Below are 21,186 nucleotides of genomic sequence, written 5' to 3' on the forward strand. Positions count from 1 at the left end.
ATCCGGTGTTGCGGATCGCGCCGCATACGCGAGTAAGGTTCTGCCGTTCCGTTGAAGCAGCAGCGGTCCGGTACGAGCCGCCGCCGTCCGGGACGGGAGATGATCGAGTGACCGGTGAACCGATCCTGCCCGAAGACCTCGACGAGCTGACCGCCGCGATGGCGGACCTCACGGGCGCTCTGGAGAGCGAGCCGACCGAAGCGGAGATCCTCGACGCCGTCTGCGCCGAAGCCGTCCGGGCCGTGCCCGGCGCCGACATGGCGAGCATCACCGCGATCCGCGACGGCGAGCCGACGACCGCGGCCGCCACGGACGAGCGGGCCGTCGAGATCGACCGGGCCCAGTACGCGGCGGGCGCCGGCCCTTGCCTGCAGGCCGCGGAAACCGGCGAGATCGTCCGGGTGCCGCTGGCGACGGCCGGGGCGGCGTGGCCCGAGTTCACCGCGCGGGCCCTGGACCTCGGCGTCGGCAGCTACCTCGCCGCGCCGCTGCGCGTGGACGAACACCTGTCCGGGGCGCTCAACCTCTTCGGCTACGGCAACCACGGCTTCGCGGAGACCGACTCGCGGCTGCTGCAGCTCTACACCACGGTCGTCTCGTTCGGGCTGCGCACGACCCGGCGCTACCACCACGCCCGGCAGCGGGCCGTCGAGCTCGAAGCGGCGATGCGATCGCGGGCGGTGATCGAGCAGGCCAAAGGGATCCTGATGGCCGTGCACCGGATCAGCGCCGACGACGCGATGAAGCGGCTGGTCACCGAGTCGCAGCGGACCAACGTGAAACTGCGGGACATCGCGGCCCGGTTCGTCGAAGACCTGTCCTCGGCGCAGTCGCCTTAGGCGGTGCGGCGGGCCGGGAACGGCCAGGTGAGCGTGATGACCGTGCCGCCGTCGGTCGAGCGGAGGTCGAGCCCGTCGACCAGGGCCTGGATCAGGCGCAGCCCGCGGCCGCCGTCCGCGCGCTCTTCCAGGGTCGTCCAGCGGCCCTGGTCGGCGACGGTGACGATCAGCACGTCCTGGTCGATCCGGGCGCGGACGTCGATCAGCCCCGGGCGGCCGTGGTAGGCGTGGTCGAGCACGTTGGCCATCGCTTCCCAGCACGCCAGCACGACGTCGTCGGCCTGGCGCCCGACTTCGTCACCGGCCCGCCGCCGCAACCAGGACACCAGGTGCCGGCGCAAGCTCGGCAGCGTCCGTGGCGAAATCGTGCCGCGGTACCGCCATCCGTCCGATCCCAGCTCTTCCACGTTCACCTCCTCGGGGGACATCTGGTTTGCTACCCACGGGTTCGGATTCTCAATCACCGATAACGGCATCCGGGCACCGTTCGGACCTGGTGCGGCCCGGGCGGCCGTGATCGGATGGGCGGATGATTCGGTCGACGTCGTCCGTGGTGCTGTGCGCGGTGCTGGCCGCGACCCTCCTGCCCGCCCCCGCGGCCACCGCGGCACCGGCGCCGGGACCGGGCGCCCTCTCCCACTTCGGCCTGGCCCGCAAGGACTGCCTGGGCACCGCGCGGAACACGGCGAGCAAGGCGTGGTTCACCGTGGCGGGCGGCGTGCTGTCCGACGTCTACGCGCCGGTGATCGACAACACGAACGTCGAAACGCTGCAGTTCGCGGTCACCGACGGGCGCAGCTTCACCGACCTGCAGGCGCGGGACATGACCTACACGGTCCGCACGAGCGCGGGCGGGATGGCCTGCGAGGTGACGTCGACCCCGCGCAGTGGCCGGTACCGGCTGGTCACCGAGTACCTGACCGACCCGGCCCGGACCGGGGTGCTCATCCGCACCCGGCTGGAGCCGCTGAAGGACTCCGGCCGGGACCTCAAGGTCTACGTGCGGTTCGACGCGAGCATCAACGGCAACGGCGGAGGGGGCCCGGCCAACGGCGGCGGCGACACCGCCACCGTCGACGCGGCGACGTCCGCGCTGGTCAGCGCCGACAGCAACACGGTGTCGAGCGCACCGGCCCGCGACTACGGCACCCCGCTGGCCGCCGCCCTGCGCGCCGACCGCCGGTTCCTCAGCACGTCCAGCGGGTTCGCCGGCACCGCCGGCGACGGGCTGGCCCAGCTGGACCGCGAGCACCGGCTCACCGACACGACGTCGTCGGCGGCGGACGGCAACGTCGTCCAGACCGCGCAGCTGGACCTGCAGCCGCGCCGCCCGGCCGTGCTGGCGCTCGGCTTCGGCGCGGACGCCCGGGCCGCGGTCGCCACCGCAGGGGCGAGCCTGCGCACGCCGTTCGAGGCGAGCTACCGCCAGTACGCGCGCGAGTGGCGTGACTACGACAATGGGCTGATCCCGTTGCGGGGCAAGGATTCCGACGCGTACTACCAGTCGGTCAACGTGCTGAAGGCCAGTGAGGACAAGACGTTCCCGGGCGCGGTCGTCGCGTCGCTCGGCAGCCCGTGGGGCCAGGCGGTGCCGGCGGGCGACGCGCCCGGCGGCAAGCCGGTCTACTTCGGCTCCTACCGCGAGATCTTCGCCCGCGACCTCTACGAAAGCTTCTCGGGCCTCCTGGCCGCCGGTGACCGCGAGACGGCACGGGCGAGCGTCCGGTGGCTGTTCACCCGCCAGCAGCAGCCGGACGGCCGCTTCCCGCGCAACTCCATGCTGAACGGCAAGAAGGCACCCGACTCCGGCGGCGACCAGCTCGACGAGAGCGCGTACCCGATCCTGATGGCGCTGCAGGCCGGGCTCGACCGCGACCGGACGCTGTACACCGACCACATCCGCGCGGCCGCGGACTTCGTCGTCGCGCACGGCCCGGCGTTCGGGTCGGAGCGCTGGGAGGAACAGGGCGGCTACTCCCCCTCGACGATCGCCGCGGAGATCGCCGGGCTCGTCGCCGCGGGCGTGATCGCCGAGCGCAACGGCGACCGGGCGCGCGCGGACGTCTACCGGGCCACGGCCGACCACTTCCAGCGCAGCGTCAAGGGCTGGACCGTGACGTCGAACGGGCCGTACGGCGGCCGGTACTTCCTGCGGCTGACCAAGAACGGCGACCCGAACTCCGAGTGGTTCTACAACCTGGGCAACGGCTCGATCGACGCCGACCAGCGCGCGGTCGTCGACGCCGGGTTCCTCGAACTGACCCGCCTCGGCGTGCTGCCCGCGAACGACCCCGACGTCGCCGCGTCGCTCGCCGTCGTGGACCGCGTGATCAAACGGGACACTCCGGCCGGGCCGGGCTGGTACCGCTACGGGACGTCGGCGGCGGGCAGCGAGGACGGTTACGGCGACTGCTACGAGCCGGACCCGACGAACTGCGGCCCGACGGGCGCGCCTTGGCCGTCGACAAACACCGGGTCCGGGCACCTGTGGCCGGTGCTGGCCGGCGAACGCGGCGAGCAGGCGGTCCAGACCGGCGACCGGGCCGGCGCGGCCGCCCTGCTGCGGGCGATGCGGGCCCAGACGAACGGGACGGGCCTGATCCCCGAGCAGATCTGGGAGAACCCGGCGCTGCCCGCGTCCCCGTACGGCACGGACCCGAAGACGGCGTCCATCGGCTTCACCCCGGGGCAGTCCGTCGGCTCGGTGGCGCCGCTGAGCTGGGCGCAGTCGCAGTCGGTGCGCCTGGCCCGGGCCCTGGCCGACGGCCGGCTGCCCGAGCAGCCCGCCGAGGTCCGCGCGCGGTACGCCGCCGCTCCGGCCGCCTTGCCGGTGACGCTCGACGCGCCCGCGTCGGTGTCCACGGCGACCGCGCAGGTCAGCGGGACCGCGCCCGCGGGCAGCCGCGTCGACCTCGCCGTCTCGGCCACCGACGCGGGGACGACCACGGTGCTGTCGACCCGGGCTTCGGCGGCCGGGACGTTCAGCGCGACGGTGCCGACGCCGCTCGGCGCGAACGTCGTCACGGCGACCGCGACCGGCGCCGGAACGGGGTACGCGCAGAAGACGATCAGCTCGGACTTCGTCACCGGAACGGTGCTGCTGGACACGACGGACCCGGACGGCGACGACAACGGCCCGGGAACGTACACGTACCCGACGGCGGGCGACTTCCACGCGGGCGCGTTCGACCTGCAGCGGTTCCAGATCATCGATTCGGGCAGCACGCTGGTGTTCCGGGCGCAGGTCCGCGACCTGTCGCCGACGTTCGGCTCCCCGCTGGGCGCCCAGCTCCTGACGATCTACGGCCACGACCCGGCGGCGACGGCCACGTCCACCGCGGCGCCGTTTCCGAGCCGGGCGTACACGATCGCCCCGCAGGACGCGTGGAGCAGGCGTATCGAGGTCCAGGGCTTCGCCGACCCGGCGCTCGTCGACGCTTCGGGCGCTTCGCTGGCCACGCCGTCGGTGCAGGCTTCGCAGGCAACGCGGTACATCACGGTCAGCGTGGCGAAGTCGGCCTTCGGGACACCGGGACCGGGCTGGACGTTCGCGGTGGTGCTGACCGGCCAGGACGGCAACTCGCCGGACCAGGCCCGGCCGTTCACGCCGACGGCGGGCCAGTACACATTCGGCCTGTGCGCGGCGGGCGGAACGGCCCCGATCTGCGCCGCCGACCCGGCGACCGCGCCGAAGGCGTTCGACGTGCTGACGCCGTCCGGCGTGGACCAGCAGCTCGAGCTGGACCCGACGCGCGGCCCGGTTTCGGTGCGCGGGGTGCCCGTGGGCTGACAAGCTGGCGGCCATGATCGACGAGTTCGCGAAGACCTACCTGCACGGTGACCTGCGCGAGGTGCGAGAGGAGCTGCTCGGGAAACTGGACGGCCTCGGCGAGTACGCCGTCCGCCGTCCCCTGACCGCGACGGGGACCAATCTGCTCGGCCTGGTCAAACACCTGACGCTGACCGAGGCCCGGTACTTCGGCGACGTCTTCGGCCGGCCGTTCCCCGAGCCGCTGCCCCGGTGGGACGACCTCGCGGCGCGCGGCACGGACATGTGGGCGACGGAGCACGAGTCGCGTGCGGAGATCATCGCCCGCTACCGCCGGGCGTGGGCCCACTCCGACGCGACGATCACCGAGCTGGCCGTCGACGCGCCGGGGCACGTGCCCTGGTGGCCGCGTCCAGACGTCCTGCTCTTCAGCATCCTGGTCCACGTGCTGACCGAGACGAACCGCCACGCCGGCCACGCGGACATCCTGCGTGAGCACCTGGACGGCACGACCGCGTCGGACCGGGACGCGAGCTTCTGGGAGGCCCGGCACGCCGAGGTGGAGCGGGCCGCCCGGGCGGCCGAAGGTCCACAGTAGAGGGCACAAGGGCACCATCGAGGGAACAACCAGGCATACTCCCCGTTAACGCCGGACGACCATCCGGTGTGCGCTAACCTGGCCGATCAAGGCGTCCGGCCGAGTGCGCCGGCGCTTCGAGGAGTCGATCCAGTGCAACCGAACCTGGGGCCAGGCGAAGATTTCCAGCTCCTGCTCGAGCGGCAGGTCCGGGAAATGCAGTCGAAGGCGGCCGCGCTGAACGAAGCGCTCTCGGCGGCCGGGGCGACGGTCCGCACCCGCGACGGCTCGGTCACGGTGACCCTGGCCCCGAACGGCGCCCTGACGAACCTCGAGCTCGGCCACCGGGCGTGCGAGCTGGGCCCGGCCCGGCTGACGGCGGCGATCATGGGCGCGGTGCGCGACGCCCAGCGCCAGACCGCCCGCGCCGTCGCGGATTCCTTCGCCACGATCAACGGCGACGGCGAGTCGACCGCGATGGTCCGGTCCTTTCTCCCGCCGGACCCACCGCCGGACGGCGACTTCGCGACGCCGGAGAGCGCCGAGCCCACGCCGCCGCCCCCGGCCGTCCCGCCGTCGCCGCCGTCCGTGCCCCGGCGCCGTCCCGCGGCCGACGACCGTTCCGACGACGAATCGAACCCCTGGTGACCGGCGGCGGCTTCCGCGTCTCGGCGGACCCGCTGGCGAACTTCGGCAAGCACCTCGACGAGCTGCAGAAGAACCTGCAGAGCACGGCGGACCTCGTCGGCGGCATGGTGTGCGACCCCGGCATGTTCGGCATCAACCCGGCGTGCCAGCTGATGGCGGCCGGCGCGAGCACCTGGACCGACAAGGCGCACCACCAGTTCGGGGAGTACGCCAAGACGATCGGCGAGTTCGCCGACAAGGTCACCGAGGCCGCGAAGCGCTACCAGTCGGGCGAAGAAGACGCCGTGAACTCGATCGTGAGGTTCGGATAGTGGGCGACGACTACCAGAGCAAGGACGTCAGCCTCCACGGTTCGGAACTGTTCAACAGCGACAACGCGTCGGCCGGCGCGGGCTTCTTCGAGGCGGCGATCGGCCTGGACAAGGCCGTCAAGGAGCACGACAAGGTCGCGATCGGCATCGGCTCGGCCGGCATGGCGCTGGAGACCATCGGGCTGGTGCTGGACCCGATCGGCAGCCTGCTGACGGCCGGGATCGGCTGGCTCATCGAGCACATCACGATCCTGCGCTGGCCGCTGGACATCCTGATGGGCGACCCGATCGGCATCGCCGCGGCGAGCGAGGCGCTGACGGCGGAGAAGAAGAAGCTGGAGCAGTGGTCGGCCGACCACCAGCAGGCGCTCGACACGCTGCTGAAGGAGTGGAGCGGGCAGGCCGCGGACCAGTTCAAGAAGGACATGGACGCGGTCACGGCGCAACTGGGTTCCCTCGGCGGCTACCTCGACGAGGCCGGCAAGAACATGAAGATCGCCGGCGGCATCGTCGGCGCGTTCCGCGGCATCCTCCGCGACCTGATCGCCATGCTCCTGGCGACGATCATCAAGGGCGCCCTGATCGCGGCGGCCCTGGCCCCGGTGACGTTCGGGGCGTCGATCGCGATCTTCATCGGCACGACGATCGGCACGGTGGCCACGGCCCTGGGCAAGATCGGCGCAAAGCTGGCCCAGCTGGCGAAGAAGCTGGGCGACCTCCTGCAGGCGCTGACGAAGCTGGGCAAGGCGGGTGACGACCTGGCGGCGGCCAAGCCCCCGACGAGCAGCCTCACCCCGACGCCGACTCCGAAGCCGACTCCGAAGCCGGACGCAGCACCGGCTCCCAAGCCGGACCCGGCGCCCAAGCCGGACACCACGCCGTCGTCGGCAACGCCGGAGCCGAAGCCCGAGCCGAAACCGGACCCCAAACCCGAGCCCAAGCCCGATACCACCCCTTCCTCGGCCGCTCCGGAGCCGAAGCCCGAGCCCAAGCCGGACACGACACCGGACCCCAAGCCCGAGCCCAAGCCGGAACCCGCGCCTTCATCGTCGTCGGCCACCCCGGAACCCAAGCCCGAGCCCAAGCCGGAACCCGCGCCCTCCTCGGCGACCCCGGAGCCGAAGCCCGAGCCCAAGCCGGACACCACTCCCGAGCCCAAGCCGGAACCGAAGCCGGAGCCCGCACCCTCGTCGTCGTCGGCCACCCCGGAACCCAAGCCCGAGCCCGCCCCCGCGTCGGCCACTCCCGAGCCCAAGCCCGACACCACCCCGGATCCGAAGCCGGACACCACCCCGGCCACCCCGGATCCCAAGCCGCACAAGCCGTTCACCGACCAGATGACCGACGTCATCAAGACCAAACTGTCCCAAATGGACGGTGTGACGCCCGAGATCATGCAGAAGTTCGACAAGATCAGCAACTTCTCGGTGCACGAGCTCGGCAAGCTCTTCGGCAAGGAAGGCGCCGAAAAGTTCGAGTCGGCCATCAAGGTGATGACCGACCCGTGGTTCGGCAAGTCGGGCCTGGCCGGCAAGACCGTCGTCGACATGATCAAGGGCGTGCCCGCCAGCATCGGCAACGTCACCGGCGGGGACGACGACAGCTAGCCGAGCGGCTCCAGCCCGGTCAGCGCCACGCTTTCCGCCCACAGCCGCGCGGCGGCCGCGTCGTCGGTCAGGTTCGCCCACCGGCGTTCCCGCCGCGGCCGGCCGCGCAGGCCGAACACGCGCGGGCCCCACAGCTGCCCGCCCTCGACGTCCGGGTCGAGGACGGCCCGGACCGCCGGTCGTGCTCCGGCGTCCTTGCCGTGCAGCACCACCCGGGCCGGCAGTCCGCGCAGCCACGCGCCGGCCGTGCGGGTGTGCACCGGCGGCCGGGACGGCGTCAGCGAGTCGAGCGCGCCGCCGGGGTGCGCGAGCACGCTGATCCGCCGGGAACCCGCCGCCCGCAGCCGCCGGTCGAGCTCCAGCGCGAACAACATCTGCGCCAGCTTCGACCGCTCGTAGGCTCGCTTCGGCCGGTAGTCCCGCTCACTCTGCAGATCGGAGAAATCGAGGCTGGACGACTTCGCCGCGAAACTGCCCGTCGTGACGATCCGCGCGGCCGGGGCCAGCACCGGCATCAGCCGCGCGACCAGCGCGAAGTGGCCGAGGTGGTTGGTGCCGAACATCAGCTCGTGCCCGTCCCGGGTTTCCCGCCGCGGGGGCGCGTCGAGCGCGACACCGGCGTTGCAGAGGACGGCGTCCAGCTCGCCCACGTCCGGTTCGAGGGAATCCAGGTCGGCCAGGTCCAGCCGGACGTGGCCCACCTTCGCGCCGGGGACCCGCGTCCGGATCGACTCGGTCGCGGCCAGCGCCTTGCCCGGGTCGCGGCTGCCGAGCACCACCTCCGCGCCCGCCGAAGCGAGCTGCTCGGCGGCGAAGTAGCCGATCCCCGCGTTGCCCCCGGTCACCAGAACCCGCATCGCCGCCCTCCCCGTCCGGGGCAACGCTACCGGCCGGGGTCAGAGCCGGCTGAGGCCGTACAGGATGCGCTTCATCAGGTCCATGCTGGGGCGGTTGCCGTTGCCGCGCTTCGCGGTGTGGACGGCGACGAGACCGCGGTCCGCCAGGTCGGAGAGCAGGACGCGCGCCACGCCGAGCGGCAGCCGCCGGCGCGCGGCCACCTCGGCGACCGACTGCGAAGTGCGGCACAGCACGCAGATCTCCGACTCTTCCTGCGTGCTCCCGCGCGTCATGGCCCGCCCGCGCGCGGTGGTCGAGACGAGCGTCTCGACGGGGAGGTCCCGCGTCGGGCGCGTCCGGCCGTGGGTGCGGAAGTACGGACGAACGAGCCCCGCCGCTCCTCCGTCTTCGAGCGCGGTCCCCCAGTGCACAGCCAGCTCCTCACGGCGATTAATCCTTGTAGGCGATTATTCGACACCGTGATCGACTCCACCGCAATCGACCGAACAGGCTAACGGACGGTAAACTGCAGGTCGGAGCCGCGCCGTTGAACGACACCACTCCGAGGGAGGAAGGTCATCGAGCCCGATTATCAGGGTTCTGACAACTCCGCCGGTGCCTCCCGGGCGCGGCCAGCAGGCGCGTCAGCTGCCGCCGCCACCGGTAGGCGGCGGCGAACTCCTGCTTGACCTCGGCGATGCGTGCGCGGAGGTAGGCGTCGGAAATCATCGGGGCTCCCCTCGTCGTCCGTGCCGTCACGGTGCCCGGGGACCGTTGGGAAAACCTTGGCGAGACCTTGCCGGGACGCCGCCGATCCGCTACGCCTGAGGCAGGGAGGGGCGGAACGTGGTGGAACTGCGGGTTCTGGGCGCGGTCGAGGTCGTGGCCGGGGGCACCCGGCTCGACATCGGGCCCGCGCGGCAGCGTGACGTGCTCGCGGTGCTGCTCCTCGACGCCGGCCGGGCGGTCCCGGCCGACCGGCTCATCGACCGCGTGTGGGGCGAGCGGCCACCGCGGCACCCGAGGAACTCGCTGTACGCGTACGTCTCACGGCTGCGAACCTTGTTGAGCGCGCTGGACGGCGTCACGATCGAGCGCGAACGCGACGGCTACCTCCTGAAGGCCGATCCGCTGCTGGTGGACGTCCACCGGTTCGACAGCCTCCTCCGGCGGGCGAAGCAGACCGGCGACGACCACGCCGCGCTCGCGCTGTACGACGAAGCCTTGGCCCTCTGGCGCGGCACCCCGCTCAGCGAATTGGACTCGCCGTGGGTCGACGACGTCCGCGGCGAGCTGGAGCGCAAGCGCGACGCAGCGGTCCTGGACCGCGACGACCTCCGGCTGCGCACCGGGGCCCACGCCGCCGTGCTCGCCCGGTCCGTTCCCGGCGGCGGCGACGAACGGGCGGCGGCCCAGCGGATCGAAGCGCTGTTCCTCGACGGGCGTCCGGCCGACGCGCTGCGGGAGTACGAGGAGGTCCGGGCGCGCCTGGCGGACGAGCTCGGCGCCGACCCCGGCCCGCGGCTGCGCGGCCTGCACGAACGGATCCTCACCGGCGGCGGCCCGGAGCCCCGGCAGCTCCCGGCCGCGGCGCCGTCGTTCTCCGGACGCGCGTCCGAACTGGCGGCGCTCGGCCGGATGCTGTCGCGCGACGGCGCGGTGGCGGTGATCTCCGGCGCGGGCGGCCTCGGGAAGACGTGGCTGGCCGTGCGGTGGGCGACCGAGCACGCGAGCCGCTACCCCGACGGCCAGCTGTACGTCGACCTCCGCGGCTTCGACCCGGCCCACGAACCGGTGCCGGCCGAGCGGGCGGTCCGCGGGTTCCTCGGTGCGCTGGGCGTCGCGCCGGCGTCGATCCCGCCGGACCCGGACGGGCAGGCGGCGCTGTACCGCAGCCTCACCGCCCGGCGCCGGCTGCTCGTGGTCCTCGACAACGCGCGCGACACCGGGCACGTGACGCCGTTGCTGCCGGGTGGGTCGTCCTGCTCGGTCCTGATCACCAGCCGGCACGAGCTCGGCGGCCTGCTCACCACGCACGGCGCGAGCGCGCTGCCGCTGCGCACCCTCGACGAAGACCAGGCGCGGGAGCTGCTCGCGGACAGGCTGGGCGCGCCCCTGTTGGGCGAGGAACCCGAAGCGGCGCAGGAAATCCTGACCCAGTGCGGCGGAATGGCCTTGGCACTGGCGATCGTCGCCGCGCGCGTCGCGGCCCAGCCGGACCGGCGGCTGTCCGCGCTCGCGGCCGAACTGCGGGAAGGCCGGCTGGACGCCCTGGACACCGGCGAGCTGACGGCGAGCCTGCGCGCGGTGTTCGACGCTTCCTACCGCTCGCTTTCCCCGGCCGCCGCGGCCGCGTTCCGCCTCTTCGGCCTGCTGCCGGCCGGCGACATCGGCCGCGCGGCCGCGACGGCGCTGTTCGGGGACGCCCGGGCGGTGCGCGTGCTGTGCGCGGCCAACCTCCTGGAGGAGCACCAGCCGGGCCGCTTCCGGATGCACGACCTCGTCAAGCTCTACGCGGCCGAGCTCGTGACGACGACCGACGACGAGGCCATCCGCCTCACGGCGTCGACCAGGTTGTTCGACCACTACCTGTCCTCGGCGTCGGCGGCCATGGACCTCTTCTCCCCGCACGAGCCCTACCTGCGGCCGCGGCCGCACGGTCCGCGCCCCACGTTCGCGTCCGGCGAGGCCGCCCGGGCCTGGCTGGACACCGAGCGGGCCACGCTGGTGGCGCTGGCCACCAGCGCCCCGGAGGCCCTGGCCGGCCACGTGATCGATCTGTCGGCGACGCTCTGGCGCTACCTGTACATCGCGGCCCACCACCACGAAGCGCTGACGCTCCACACGACCGCGCTGGCGCTGACGAGCCCCGGCACGCGGGAACGGGGTTTCGCGAACCACGCCGTCGGCATGACGCTGATCCTGCTCGGCCGGTTCGACGCGGCCGCCGAGCACCTCGAGCAGGCCCTGTCCCTGGCGTTGGCGCAGCGGAACGACCTCCTGGAGAGCATGACCCGCAACAGCATCGCGACGATCGACGACATCCGCGGCCACCGCCCGGACGCCCGCAAGCAGTACGACCTGGCCCTCGCGGCGGCGCGCCGGACGGGCCACGCGCTGCTGGAGGGCATCGCGCTGTGCAATATCGGCGAGCACCACCGCTGGTGCGGCAACCACCTGAAGGCGGTGGAGTACCTGCACCAGAGCGGCCGCATCGCGGAGGACCTCGGCTCGCCGGGCCTGGGCGGCCCGGTGCTGTCGGCGCTGGGAAGCGCGTACGCGGGCCTGGGCCGTCCAAGGGAAGCCGACGACCACTTCCGCCGCGCGCTGGAGTTCGCCCGGGTCGGCGGCATCACGAATCTCGAGGTGACAGCCTTGAACGACCTGGCGGCGACGAAGACGGGCCCCGAGGCGATCGCGTTGTACGAGAAGGCGTTGGCGCTGGCCCGCCGGACCGGCCACCTTCGTGAGCGAGCATTCGCCCAGCACGGGCTGGGGGTCGCCCACCGGGCGGCCGGGAACGACGCCGAGGCGCTGTCACACCTGGAAGCGGCTTTGGTGGCGTACACGGAGTTGCGCGCACCGGAGGCCGAGGAAGTGCGCGCTCTGCTCGACGAGCTGATCTCCGGCTGAGGTCTGCATGCAGTCGATCAAGAAGTAGGACTCAGAGGCGGATCGGTTTCTTGTTCATGAACTATCCAGGCGGTCGGTGGGCCTCGGGGCATTCTTGGGCGTACCGCCTCTGAACTGCTCTTTTACGTCTGTTGGGTCCGGTCGTGTCCGGGCCTGTCTGGACTTCTGACGGCCTGTAGACGGCCTGGCTCCTCGCCGCCCCTGTGCCCGTCTGGCCTGGTGGCAGACCTCCCCGTCTTCCTCGTCCCCGCTGCCGTTAGCGCCGGAGGACCGGTGTCAAGGGTGGGCGCTTGCGTCCATCGCGCAGCGACGCCGTAGGCGCCCTTGATGGCGGTCGGCCGGCGTTAAACGATCGCCGACGAGGGAGCGGTTCACCCGATTGTGGCGCTAACGGCGTAACACTGATCGACTCGGCGACGTCTCTGGCCGTATGGGGACGAGTGGATCAATCAGCTCCCGGCGGCACGCGTACGCGGCCGGCCCTCCGGCGGGCCGCCCTGCGACCGGCGGCCGGAGCGGAGCGGCAGGCCGTCCGTGTCGCATGCGGGCGGCCCAGCCGCACGGGTGGTGACGTGCGCGCCGCCGCTGGCGGCGCGCCTTGATTCCATAGAGCCAAATTCGGCAGCTAGCTTCGCTCAGCCCTTAGACTCAGCCTCCGAGGAGGTAACTTGTGACGCAAGCAAGCTTCGACCGCGGCGCCATCGTGATGGGCGAACTGGCCGTCGAGAACGAAGACCGGGACGACGGCAGGAACGAAGCTACCACGCGCTTGCAAATAATTGACCGGATATTTTTTGACGCCCTAGGCTGGCGTCGAGACGACTGCATTTTAGAAGATCCACTAGATGGAACTTATACTGATTACTCTCTAGGAAAGCCGGCGACACGACTGATAGTAGAGGCCAAAAAGGAGGGGGTGTACTTCTCCATTCCTTCAGCCGGCGGCCCGCAGATCGTTCGACTTCCTAATCTCTTAAAGGGAAATCCAAATCTCACTGCCGCCGTAAAGCAAGCCGCATCATACTGCTCAAGTCGAGGAGTCGGCCTAGCGGCGGTTACAAACGGAAATCAACTTGTTGCGTTTATCGGCAGCAGGGTTGACGGCACAGCACCGACAAGCGGGCGCGCTGTTGTTTTTCGCAGCTTGCGCGAGATGGAAGAAAAGTTCATAGACCTTTGGAATTGGTTAAGTCCCGAGGGGGTCAACCATGGCACTCTTGAAGAATTACTGACGAGTGAGTCCCGACCACTTCCACCAGAGAAGCTATCACAGCGACTATTTCGATATCCTGGCTTAAAATCTCGCAACGAGATTGAAATAGAGCTCGACATTCTTGGCGAACTCTTCCTGCAGGATATCGTCAAGGCCAAAGAGCTTGAGGACGATTTCCTTCGGGAGTGTTACTGCTCCAGCGGTGCCCTTTCCCAGTATGCTCTGGTCAGTAAAGAAATATTGCGAAATAGATATTCCGAGATTTCTGCGGCCCAGGGCTCGAAGACCACGTCGGTCACAAGCAAGGACGGAATCTCACGCGAGCTCTTTGAAGCTGTAATTGCCAAGGGGGTCAGCCGAAGGCCGGTTGTACTTTTAGGCGACGTCGGCGTAGGTAAAACGACTTTCATCCGCCACCTTGTTCGTATCGACGCCAAAGAGGAGTTGGAAAAATCAATTGTTCTCTACGTCGACTTTGGATCCCAACCCGCCCTTCGCCGCGATCTCGAAACCTTCGTTACTGAAAACTTTGCAAAACAGTTACTTGACAATTATGACGTAGACCTATATTCAAATGATTTCGTTCGCGCAGTGTACAACGGCGAACTTAATCGTCTGGCTCGCGGCATCTATGGCCCCCTGAAAGAGGCGGATCCTTCGAAGTATCTCGAGAAAGAACTGTCGCTACTCGCAGACCTCACGGGCAAATTAGAGAGCCATCTGAAAGCATCGTTCGAGCATCTCCGAGCTTCACAGAAGCGGTCCGCAGTAGTATTCTTTGACAACATCGACCAAAGGGATTCCGAATTTCAGGATGCCGTCTACCTCATCGCCCAGAGCCTTTCGGAGTCCTGGAATCTGACTACATTCATCAGCTTGCGTCCGGATACATTCAATCACTCTCGCAAGACCGGATCCCTTGCAGCGTATCAGCCAAGGGTCTTTACCATTTCACCGCCACGCATTGATCAGGTTGTCATCAGGCGACTCAAGTTCGCCCAACAGGTTATCAATGCTGGACGATTTTCCCTGGGCGCCGAGGGTATCACTCTTGACAGCTCGCTCTTACGCGACTACATCGACGTCCTGATTCGATCACTGTCTACGAATACACAGTTGAGCGAGTGTTTGGACAACGTGAGTCAAGGAAATGTCAGGCAAGCACTAAATCTTCTGACATCATTTGTTGGAAGCGGCCATGTGGACACCCGGAAGATCCTAGATATCTACCGCAAGACTGGCCGCTACATTATTCCATTACATGAGTTCTTGCGAGCGATTCTGTACGGTGACACCGAACATTTCGACCCAACTGCATCCCCTATTGCAAATGCTTTTGATATTTCGTCACGTAGCCCGAGAGAGCATTTCAGCCTCCTTGTGATTCTGAACTTTCTTGAGCGACAAGCTCATCATGCGTCTGCCGAGCTGGGTTTTATTTTGTCGGAGGCAATATATGACAACTGTCAATCTCTTGGAATTCGAGGAGACGAAGTGGACGCGGCACTAGCCCGCGGTGCAGATGCTGGACTTATCGATGTCTCCATCGACGAAGGCACCACTGGCACAGGAGCGTCTGAACGCTTTAGGATCACACAAAATGGCGCATACTTGCTTCATCGATTGACTCATCTTTTCGTGTACTACGACGCGGTAGTGGTAGACACTCCGATCCTGTCCGACGAGGTGCGCCCTAAGCTCGGCGAGGCTAGAACTATCGAGGATAGACTGGATCGAGCCGAAGATTTTCTAACCTACCTAGACGAGCAATATGAGAACTTCGGCGAACTCGATACCGGCCTTGATTGGGATCTGATTTCCACCGAAGCAAGAAAAGATATTAGCCGAATCTGGGACGCACTTGAGCGGTCGGAGGCTCGGAAAGCCTGGGATAAGCTTAGGAGCCAGTGGACCACAAGACGTGAGCCCGAGATTTGAGCTAGCTGAAGAAAGTAGTATTCGACTTTCGCATAGCATACTCAATGCGCAACAGTATTGCCTGATGAACCTGCAATTGCGCAATCTTTTCAACTGGAACCCAATGAACCTCGCTGCTTTCATCACTTGTACGACGGTCCCACCGGTTGCTTTGGCGCGAAAGCAGATGGAGAACTCATGGCGAACTTCGCCGTCGTCGTAGGCAATCACATGCTTCGGATCCGAGTACAGGCCAATAACCCCAATCACTTCGCATTCAATACCGGTCTCTTCGCGAACCTCACGAATCGCCGCTTCGGCCAGCGTCTCGGGACGACATGCACGCCATAAGGCACTTCTTCGCGTCCACCATGCTCGCCAACGGCGTGTCGATCAAGGAAGTCGCCGAGTACCTCGGCCACCACGACCCGGGCTACACGCTCCGGATCTACACCCACCTCGTCCCGTCGAGCCACAAGCGTGCCCGGGCGGCGACCAACCGCGTGTTCAAGCCCCGCCGGCCGCAAGGAACGGCCCAGGATTCCGAGACGGCCTGACGACGGCCTGGCGGGGCTAAACGCAACAAAACAGCAGGTCAGAGGCGTATCGGTTTCTTGTTCATAAACTCCTCAATCCCCAACACCCCCAGCTCCCGCCCCAGCCCCGACCGTTTGATCCCCCCGAACGGCAGGTCCGCCTCCGAGCCGCCCGACTTGTTCACGTACACCATTCCCGCCTCGATCCCGCGGGCGACGCGGGCCGCTCGCTCGCGGTCGGTGGCGAACACGCTCGCCCCCAGGCCGAACGGCGTGTCGTTCGCCAGGGCCACCGCCATTTCCTCCGTCGATGCGCGGAACAGCAGCGCCACCGGGCCGAAGATCTCCTCGTGGTACGCCGCCATCTGTGGGGCCACCTCCGTCAGGACCGTTGCCTCCACATACGCTCCCGGGCCCGGGATTCGGTGGCCGCCCGCGCGCAGCGTTGCTCCCTCGGCGATTGCCGTCTCGATCTGGGCCGCCACCTCGTCGGCCGCCGACGCTGATGCGAGGGGTGGCAGGGTGGTTGCCGGGTCCGCTGGGTCGCCCGGGACGTAGTACTCCGTCACGCGCTTGGCGAACCGGTCGGCGAACTCCTCGTACAGCTCGCCCAGCACGATGATGCGCTTCGGCGCGTTGCACGACTGGCCGCAGTTGCGCATCCGGGCCGTGGCCGTGGTTCTGACCGTTTCGTCCAGGTCGTCGGTGTCCAGGACGATCAGGGGGTCGGAGCCGCCCAGCTCGAGGACGCACTTCTTGAGGTTGCGCCCGGCTTCGGCCGCCACCGCGATGCCCGCCTGCTCACTGCCCGTGAGCGACACCCCCGCCAGGCGCGGGTCCGCGAGCATCCACGGGACCTGGCGGCTCGACGCGAAGACGTTCACGTACGCGTCCGCGGGCACGCCGGCGTCCCGCAGCACCGCCTCGATCGCGACCGCCGACCGCGGGCAGATCGACGCGTGCTTCAGCAGGATCGTGTTGCCCAGCACTAGATTCGGCGCCACGAACCGGGCGACCTGGTAGCACGGGAAGTTCCACGGCATCACGCCCAGGAGCGCCCCGATCGGCTCCTTCGTCAGCACCGCCCGGCCGCCGCGGATCGGCAGGGGCTCGTCCGCCAGCAGGTCCGGGCCGCGCTCGCCGTAGTACCGGAAGATGTCCGCGACGACGCCGACCTCGCCGCGGCCTTCGTTGATCCGCTTGCCCATCTCCAGGGTCATGATCGCGGCGAGCTCGTCCGCGCGTTCGGCGAACAGCTCCGCCGCGCGCAGCACGACCGCCGCCCGCTCGGCGACCGGCCGGGCCCGCCAGGCCGCGTACCCGCGGTGGACCCGGTCGATCGCGGCGCGGACCTCCTCGTCGGCCGCGTTCGGGATCTCGTCGACCAGCTCGCCCGTCGCCGGGTTGGTGACTGTGTACAAAGCGGCCTCCTTCGCCAGGCTACTGGATACTGTATACACTATGCGCGGGAAGATCGGCACCCGCGCGGCGGTACCCCTGGCCGCTTGATCGACTATCGTTCCCCCATGACGCTGGAACTCACCGGCGGACCCGCTTTCGCCGCACCGGCCCCGAAAACCGCTCGTTGGACCCGGCACTACGCCGACGCCGCGGTGACCTTCGGCTGCCCCGCCCGCACGCCGGAACGCGCGCCGCGGGTGTGGAGCGGACGCGGCCTCGGCCTGCCGGAGGCCGAACTGCCGGGGTTCGCAGCCCAGCTGCGCCGCGTCATGAAGAAGGACGACTATTGGATCGCCCGGGCGGCCTGTCCGGACCGTCGCGCGGGTGACGCGGCCATCTGGTCACCCGGCCGCTACGACGACGAAGACGGCTTCGTCTACTTCGCCGGACCCTGCACGCACGGCGATCCGTGGCCCGGCTACCGGCCGGCGCGGGCGTTCACCATCGCGCTCCCCCGCGTCCGAGGCCTGCGGATCCGGGTGGCGGCTTACCTGGCGGGATGACGGTGAGACCGGCCCACGCCGGCGCCATCGCCGCGGTGGTCAGCGGGCTACCGTCGACCACCCACGCGCTCCTCACCGGCACCGACGTCCTGGCCGCCACCAGAGCGGCCGGCACCCTGCTCCCCGGACGGCGCGACCGGCCTGGCGTCGCCGCCGGGCTGATCGCTCACCTCGCCGTCTCCGCGGCCTGGACCGGCGTGCTCGCCACGATCGCGCGCCGCCACCGGCTCGGGGCCGGCGGCGGTGCGATCGCGGGACTCGCCATCGCCGCACTCGATCTCGGGATCGCGGCCCGCGCCTACCCCGCCGTGCGGGCCTTGCCACGCGGGCCGCAGATCCTGGACCACCTGGTGTTCGGCGCCGTCACCGGCGCGCTCCTCGACCGTCCACACCGGACGGATCAGGGCACGACCTCGACGACGTCACCCGGGTGCAGCGAGGTGTAGAACTTCACCGCGGCCGCGTGCGAAAGGTGCACGCACCCGTGGGACTTGACCTTCAGGCTGCCCTGGTGGAACGCGACCCCGGTGGTGGTGAAGAACACCGAGTACGGCATCGGCCCGTTGTACTGCTTGCTGTAGTGGTCGATGTCCTTGTACTGCACGTGGAACTTCCCCACCGGGGTCGGGTACTTCGGCAGCCCCACGGTGATCGGGACGCCGCCGTAGGTGACGTTCCCGGCGCCGTCGGTCAGCCACGCGGTATTCGAACTGCGCTGGACGCAGGCCTTCGCTTCGGCACTGCACGGCGTCGACGCCGCTTCGGCCGTTCCCGCGAACGCCACGGTCCCCGCCATCGCGGCGACCCCGCCCAGAAGTGCGATCATCCTCCGGTTCATCGTGTGCCTCCCGTTGTCGTTCGGCTACCCAACGAGAGTGCCCACTCGGGCGATCTTCGAATCAGTTCGGCGGCTGCGAAAGCCCGAGGAATTCGGCCTGCTCGCGGTCGTAGCGGCGGGTCAGGCCGTTGCCGTAGCGGTCCCACCAGTTCTGCGTGTGCCCGCCCTGGGTGGTCGTCGTCCCGCCGTAGACCTGGCGGTCGTACTCGACGCGGGCGTCGCGGAACTCCTGCTGGAACTGCTCGGGCGTCAGCCCCTGGACGTGCTGGATCGTCGCGTCGCTCAGGGTGCGCGAGCTGCGCACGATGTCCTCGCCCGCCATGTGGTTGAGGATCGCGCGCACCCCGCCGGCGCCGCGCATGTGCGCCCCGGACATGATCGCGGCCTGGGTGCCGGGGTCGGTGAAGTTGAGCGCGCCGGCGGTCCGCGCGTTCGCGGTCATCAGGTCGGCGACGACGGCGCGTTCCTCGGCGCTGCCGATCCCGTACTGCTCGCGCGCGGCGATGATCCGGTCGTAGCCGTTGTGCATGTTCTGCCGGAAGCCGTACGCCTCGGGCACGCCGCCTTGCTCCCCGGTCGCGCCTTCGGACCGCATGATCGAGTCGACGACCCGCGGGTCGAGCTGCTGCGGTGCCGCGGCCGCCGCGGCGCCGCCCCCGCCCTGCCCACCGCCGCCGCCGTAGGCCTGGGCGACGTCGGAGTCGGCCGCGCGGTAGCCGTCCGCGGCCTTCTGGACGTTCTGGTTCACGTTGACCAGCAGGCTCAGCAGCTTCTGCAGCGCGCTGCCCAGCGTGGAGTGCAGCGCCGTGTTGGCGGCCGCGACACCGCTGCCGATCCCGGCGAAGGACAACGCGTCCAGCACCAGGCCTTCCAGGTCGCGGGTGGCCGACAAGAAGGACGACCCGACGTCTTCGACCGCCCGTACGACCGCTCCCATTTCCGCGGTTTCGGCGCGGTAGGCCCCGGCACTCATGGTCTGCTCCCTCCGGACACCGGCTGTGCACGCCCGAGAATTCCCCACCGCGCCGGCCGGGCCCACGGCCGAATTACCCACTGGTCACGGCCGGAGTGCCCACACCGGCGCTAAAGTCGGGAGATGAGCAAACCCGACGGCGACCCGAACGTGGTCGAGGGCGAAATCGTCGACGACACCCCCACCGAGGCGCTGGCGATCCCGTCGCCGCCACTGCCGGAGGCGGACTACAGCGAAGGTGGCGTGCCCAGCTTCGACTTCGTCCGCGACAAGATCGAGAACCGGTACACCACGTCGCTCGGCTCGGTCGACGTCGCCGGCCTCGGGACCGAGAACACGGCCGAGACCCTCGACAAGAAGATCGCCGATCGCGACCAGGCCGCCAAGGACAGGCTGGCCGAGATCCGCCGTTCGATGCGCGGTGAGTGACTCTGCGTCACATCACGCGTGCGGCGAGTCGGCTGAGATCCGCTTCCGCGGGCTCAGCCGGCCGGCGCGCCGTGCCATAGGGACGCTGAGACTCGGCAAACCGAGCCGGTGGCCGATCATCTCGCCGGCGGATCGGCCACCGGACTGCCGGACGAGCGCAACGAGCGACTCGAAGTAGCGCAGGAACCCGGCCGGGGCGTCGGCGGGGTACGCGTGGCTGCGGTGTTCCCGTTCAGCTGCGATGTGCGGCTCAAGCAGCGACCAGGTGCGCACGATGTGTGTTCCCGGCGATCCGACGACGAGGTCTCGCTCGATCAACCCGAACGCCAGCAGAACCCCCAGGTAGTCGAAGAAGTAGCAGACCGAATAGACGCTGTCGCGATACTCGGGTGCCAGCGCTTCGACGCATCCTTCGAACCCGAGGAGAGCCGTGCCCTGATCCACGAGATCCGGTCCGCGCAGTTCGGCTGATCCGTTCCTTGACGTTGGGACCAACGCATGGCTTTCGACTTTCCCGTCCTCCCGGGCGAAGACCTGCGGCCTGCACCGCTACCCCGGCGACATCCCCGCCGACCGGGAGCGGGCCCGGGACGTCGTCGAGTACGCCTGGCACGGCGAGACGCCGGTGCTGGCCGAACACCCCGAGATCGCCATCGAGGACCGCGGCGGCCGCCCCGAGCGGCGCGAGTACGCCCGGACGCCGGTGGCGCACGACCCCCTGTTCGCGGCCTGGATCCGCGCCGTGCTCGGGCTCGTCCCGGAAAGCCGGCGCCGGGCGCGGGGGACGTTCGGCGTCAACCTCTTCCGGACGTTCACCACCGCCGTCACGCGCCCGCACGCCGACGGCGAGGAGTTCGTCTTCGTCTACGTCGTGGACCGCGCCGGCACCGGTGCCGAGACGACGCTCTTCCGCCCCGAAGCCCCGGACACGGCGGTGCACTCGCAGCGGCTGGAGCCGGGGCAGCTCATCGTGTTCGAGGACGCCCGGTTCCTGCACACGGCCAGCCCGCTGATCGCCCCGGAGGGCGGCCACGTCCGGCGGGACGCCCTCGTCTGCACCGTGGACCACCCGCAGACCTACGGCCTCGGCTGACG

Annotated in this window: 20 protein-coding genes and 1 pseudogene; 13 read left to right on the top strand and 8 right to left on the bottom strand. The window is 69.3% G+C overall.

The window, feature by feature from the left end; translation table 11 throughout:
• The first annotated feature begins 107 nt into the window (after positions 1-107).
• Positions 108-839, top strand: a complete 732-nt coding sequence (locus ACWEF6_RS19425; protein WP_449684225.1) for an ANTAR domain-containing protein — start codon at positions 108-110, stop codon at positions 837-839.
• Here ACWEF6_RS19425 and ACWEF6_RS19430 read toward each other — a convergent pair.
• On the bottom strand, positions 836-1,246 hold the full coding sequence (locus ACWEF6_RS19430; protein WP_449684226.1) for an ATP-binding protein: 411 nt from the start codon (positions 1,244-1,246) through the stop codon (positions 836-838). The two genes, ACWEF6_RS19425 and ACWEF6_RS19430, sit on opposite strands and share 4 nt — an antisense overlap.
• A 122-nt stretch (positions 1,247-1,368) precedes the next feature.
• On the opposite strand from ACWEF6_RS19430, the gene ACWEF6_RS19435 reads away from it, so the two are divergent.
• The 5 genes from ACWEF6_RS19435 to ACWEF6_RS19455 all read left to right on the top strand — a co-directional run bounded on the left by ACWEF6_RS19435 (position 1,369) and on the right by ACWEF6_RS19455 (position 7,751).
• Positions 1,369-4,629, top strand: a complete 3,261-nt coding sequence (locus tag ACWEF6_RS19435) for a glucodextranase DOMON-like domain-containing protein (RefSeq protein ID WP_449684227.1) — start codon at positions 1,369-1,371, stop codon at positions 4,627-4,629.
• Between the two features lie 13 nt (positions 4,630-4,642).
• Positions 4,643-5,206, top strand: coding sequence for a DinB family protein (locus tag ACWEF6_RS19440; RefSeq protein WP_449684228.1), 564 nt, complete (start codon positions 4,643-4,645; stop codon positions 5,204-5,206).
• A gap of 132 nt (positions 5,207-5,338) precedes the next feature.
• Positions 5,339-5,833 (top strand): YbaB/EbfC family nucleoid-associated protein, encoded by a 495-nt coding sequence (locus tag ACWEF6_RS19445; protein WP_449684229.1) that lies wholly within the window; start codon positions 5,339-5,341, stop codon positions 5,831-5,833.
• On the top strand, positions 5,830-6,144 hold the full coding sequence (locus ACWEF6_RS19450) for a hypothetical protein (protein ID WP_310971494.1): 315 nt from the start codon (positions 5,830-5,832) through the stop codon (positions 6,142-6,144). Before ACWEF6_RS19445 ends, ACWEF6_RS19450 begins: the two co-directional genes overlap by 4 nt.
• Positions 6,144-7,751 (top strand): WXG100 family type VII secretion target, encoded by a 1,608-nt coding sequence (locus ACWEF6_RS19455; protein WP_449684230.1) that lies wholly within the window; start codon positions 6,144-6,146, stop codon positions 7,749-7,751. The genes ACWEF6_RS19450 and ACWEF6_RS19455 overlap by 1 nt, the downstream gene beginning before the upstream one ends.
• Here the strand turns inward: ACWEF6_RS19455 and ACWEF6_RS19460 are convergent.
• Positions 7,748-8,608, bottom strand: coding sequence for an SDR family NAD(P)-dependent oxidoreductase (locus tag ACWEF6_RS19460; protein ID WP_449684231.1), 861 nt, complete (start codon positions 8,606-8,608; stop codon positions 7,748-7,750). The two genes, ACWEF6_RS19455 and ACWEF6_RS19460, sit on opposite strands and share 4 nt — an antisense overlap.
• Before the next feature lie 39 nt (positions 8,609-8,647).
• Positions 8,648-9,019 (bottom strand): DUF742 domain-containing protein, encoded by a 372-nt coding sequence (locus tag ACWEF6_RS19465; RefSeq protein WP_449684232.1) that lies wholly within the window; start codon positions 9,017-9,019, stop codon positions 8,648-8,650.
• Positions 9,020-9,434: 415 nt separating this feature from the next.
• On the opposite strand from ACWEF6_RS19465, the gene ACWEF6_RS19470 reads away from it, so the two are divergent.
• Both ACWEF6_RS19470 and ACWEF6_RS19475 read left to right on the top strand, forming a co-directional pair.
• Positions 9,435-12,221 carry a tetratricopeptide repeat protein gene (locus ACWEF6_RS19470; protein WP_449684233.1) on the top strand — a complete coding sequence of 929 codons (2,787 nt, stop codon included), beginning with the start codon at positions 9,435-9,437 and terminating at the stop codon, positions 12,219-12,221.
• A gap of 670 nt (positions 12,222-12,891) precedes the next feature.
• Positions 12,892-15,372 (top strand): AAA family ATPase, encoded by a 2,481-nt coding sequence (locus ACWEF6_RS19475; protein ID WP_449684234.1) that lies wholly within the window; start codon positions 12,892-12,894, stop codon positions 15,370-15,372.
• A 192-nt stretch (positions 15,373-15,564) separates the two neighbouring features.
• Here the strand turns inward: ACWEF6_RS19475 and ACWEF6_RS19480 are convergent.
• Positions 15,565-15,621 (bottom strand): annotated as a pseudogene (locus ACWEF6_RS19480) (hypothetical protein); the annotation flags it as partial.
• Positions 15,622-15,689: 68 nt separating this feature from the next.
• On the opposite strand from ACWEF6_RS19480, the gene ACWEF6_RS19485 reads away from it, so the two are divergent.
• The gene (locus ACWEF6_RS19485; protein WP_449684235.1) at positions 15,690-15,908 is read left to right on the top strand and encodes a tyrosine-type recombinase/integrase; all 219 of its coding nucleotides are present in this window, start codon (positions 15,690-15,692) and stop codon (positions 15,906-15,908) included.
• 38 nt (positions 15,909-15,946) lie between these two features.
• Here ACWEF6_RS19485 and ACWEF6_RS19490 read toward each other — a convergent pair whose 3' ends face one another.
• A complete protein-coding gene (locus ACWEF6_RS19490; protein WP_449684236.1) occupies positions 15,947-17,308 on the bottom strand; it encodes an NAD-dependent succinate-semialdehyde dehydrogenase in 1,362 nt (453 codons plus the stop codon).
• 105 nt (positions 17,309-17,413) lie between these two features.
• Between ACWEF6_RS19490 and ACWEF6_RS19495 the strand changes: the two genes are divergently transcribed.
• Together ACWEF6_RS19495 and ACWEF6_RS19500 are read left to right on the top strand one after the other, a co-directional pair.
• Positions 17,414-17,851: a hypothetical protein gene (locus ACWEF6_RS19495; RefSeq protein WP_449684237.1), complete on the top strand. Its 438-nt coding sequence runs from the start codon at positions 17,414-17,416 to the stop codon at positions 17,849-17,851.
• Positions 17,848-18,297, top strand: coding sequence for a hypothetical protein (locus ACWEF6_RS19500; RefSeq protein WP_449684238.1), 450 nt, complete (start codon positions 17,848-17,850; stop codon positions 18,295-18,297). The genes ACWEF6_RS19495 and ACWEF6_RS19500 overlap by 4 nt, the downstream gene beginning before the upstream one ends.
• Here ACWEF6_RS19500 and ACWEF6_RS19505 read toward each other — a convergent pair.
• Complete coding sequence (locus tag ACWEF6_RS19505) at positions 18,252-18,689, bottom strand: L,D-transpeptidase (RefSeq protein WP_310971484.1); 438 nt, start codon at positions 18,687-18,689, stop codon at positions 18,252-18,254. The two genes, ACWEF6_RS19500 and ACWEF6_RS19505, sit on opposite strands and share 46 nt — an antisense overlap.
• A gap of 61 nt (positions 18,690-18,750) precedes the next feature.
• Positions 18,751-19,662 (bottom strand): hypothetical protein, encoded by a 912-nt coding sequence (locus tag ACWEF6_RS19510; RefSeq protein ID WP_449684239.1) that lies wholly within the window; start codon positions 19,660-19,662, stop codon positions 18,751-18,753.
• A 123-nt stretch (positions 19,663-19,785) separates the two neighbouring features.
• Between ACWEF6_RS19510 and ACWEF6_RS19515 the strand changes: the two genes are divergently transcribed.
• Positions 19,786-20,091 (top strand): hypothetical protein, encoded by a 306-nt coding sequence (locus ACWEF6_RS19515; protein WP_310971482.1) that lies wholly within the window; start codon positions 19,786-19,788, stop codon positions 20,089-20,091.
• A 12-nt stretch (positions 20,092-20,103) separates the two neighbouring features.
• On the opposite strand, the gene ACWEF6_RS19520 is transcribed toward ACWEF6_RS19515, so the two are convergent.
• Positions 20,104-20,535, bottom strand: coding sequence for a DUF4760 domain-containing protein (locus ACWEF6_RS19520; protein WP_449684240.1), 432 nt, complete (start codon positions 20,533-20,535; stop codon positions 20,104-20,106).
• A gap of 181 nt (positions 20,536-20,716) precedes the next feature.
• Here ACWEF6_RS19520 and ACWEF6_RS19525 point away from each other — a divergent pair, with 181 nt between their 5' ends.
• Complete coding sequence (locus tag ACWEF6_RS19525; RefSeq protein WP_449684241.1) at positions 20,717-21,184, top strand: 2OG-Fe dioxygenase family protein; 468 nt, start codon at positions 20,717-20,719, stop codon at positions 21,182-21,184.
• Positions 21,185-21,186 lie beyond the last annotated feature (2 nt).

The organism is Amycolatopsis sp. NPDC004772 (assembly GCF_053601215.1).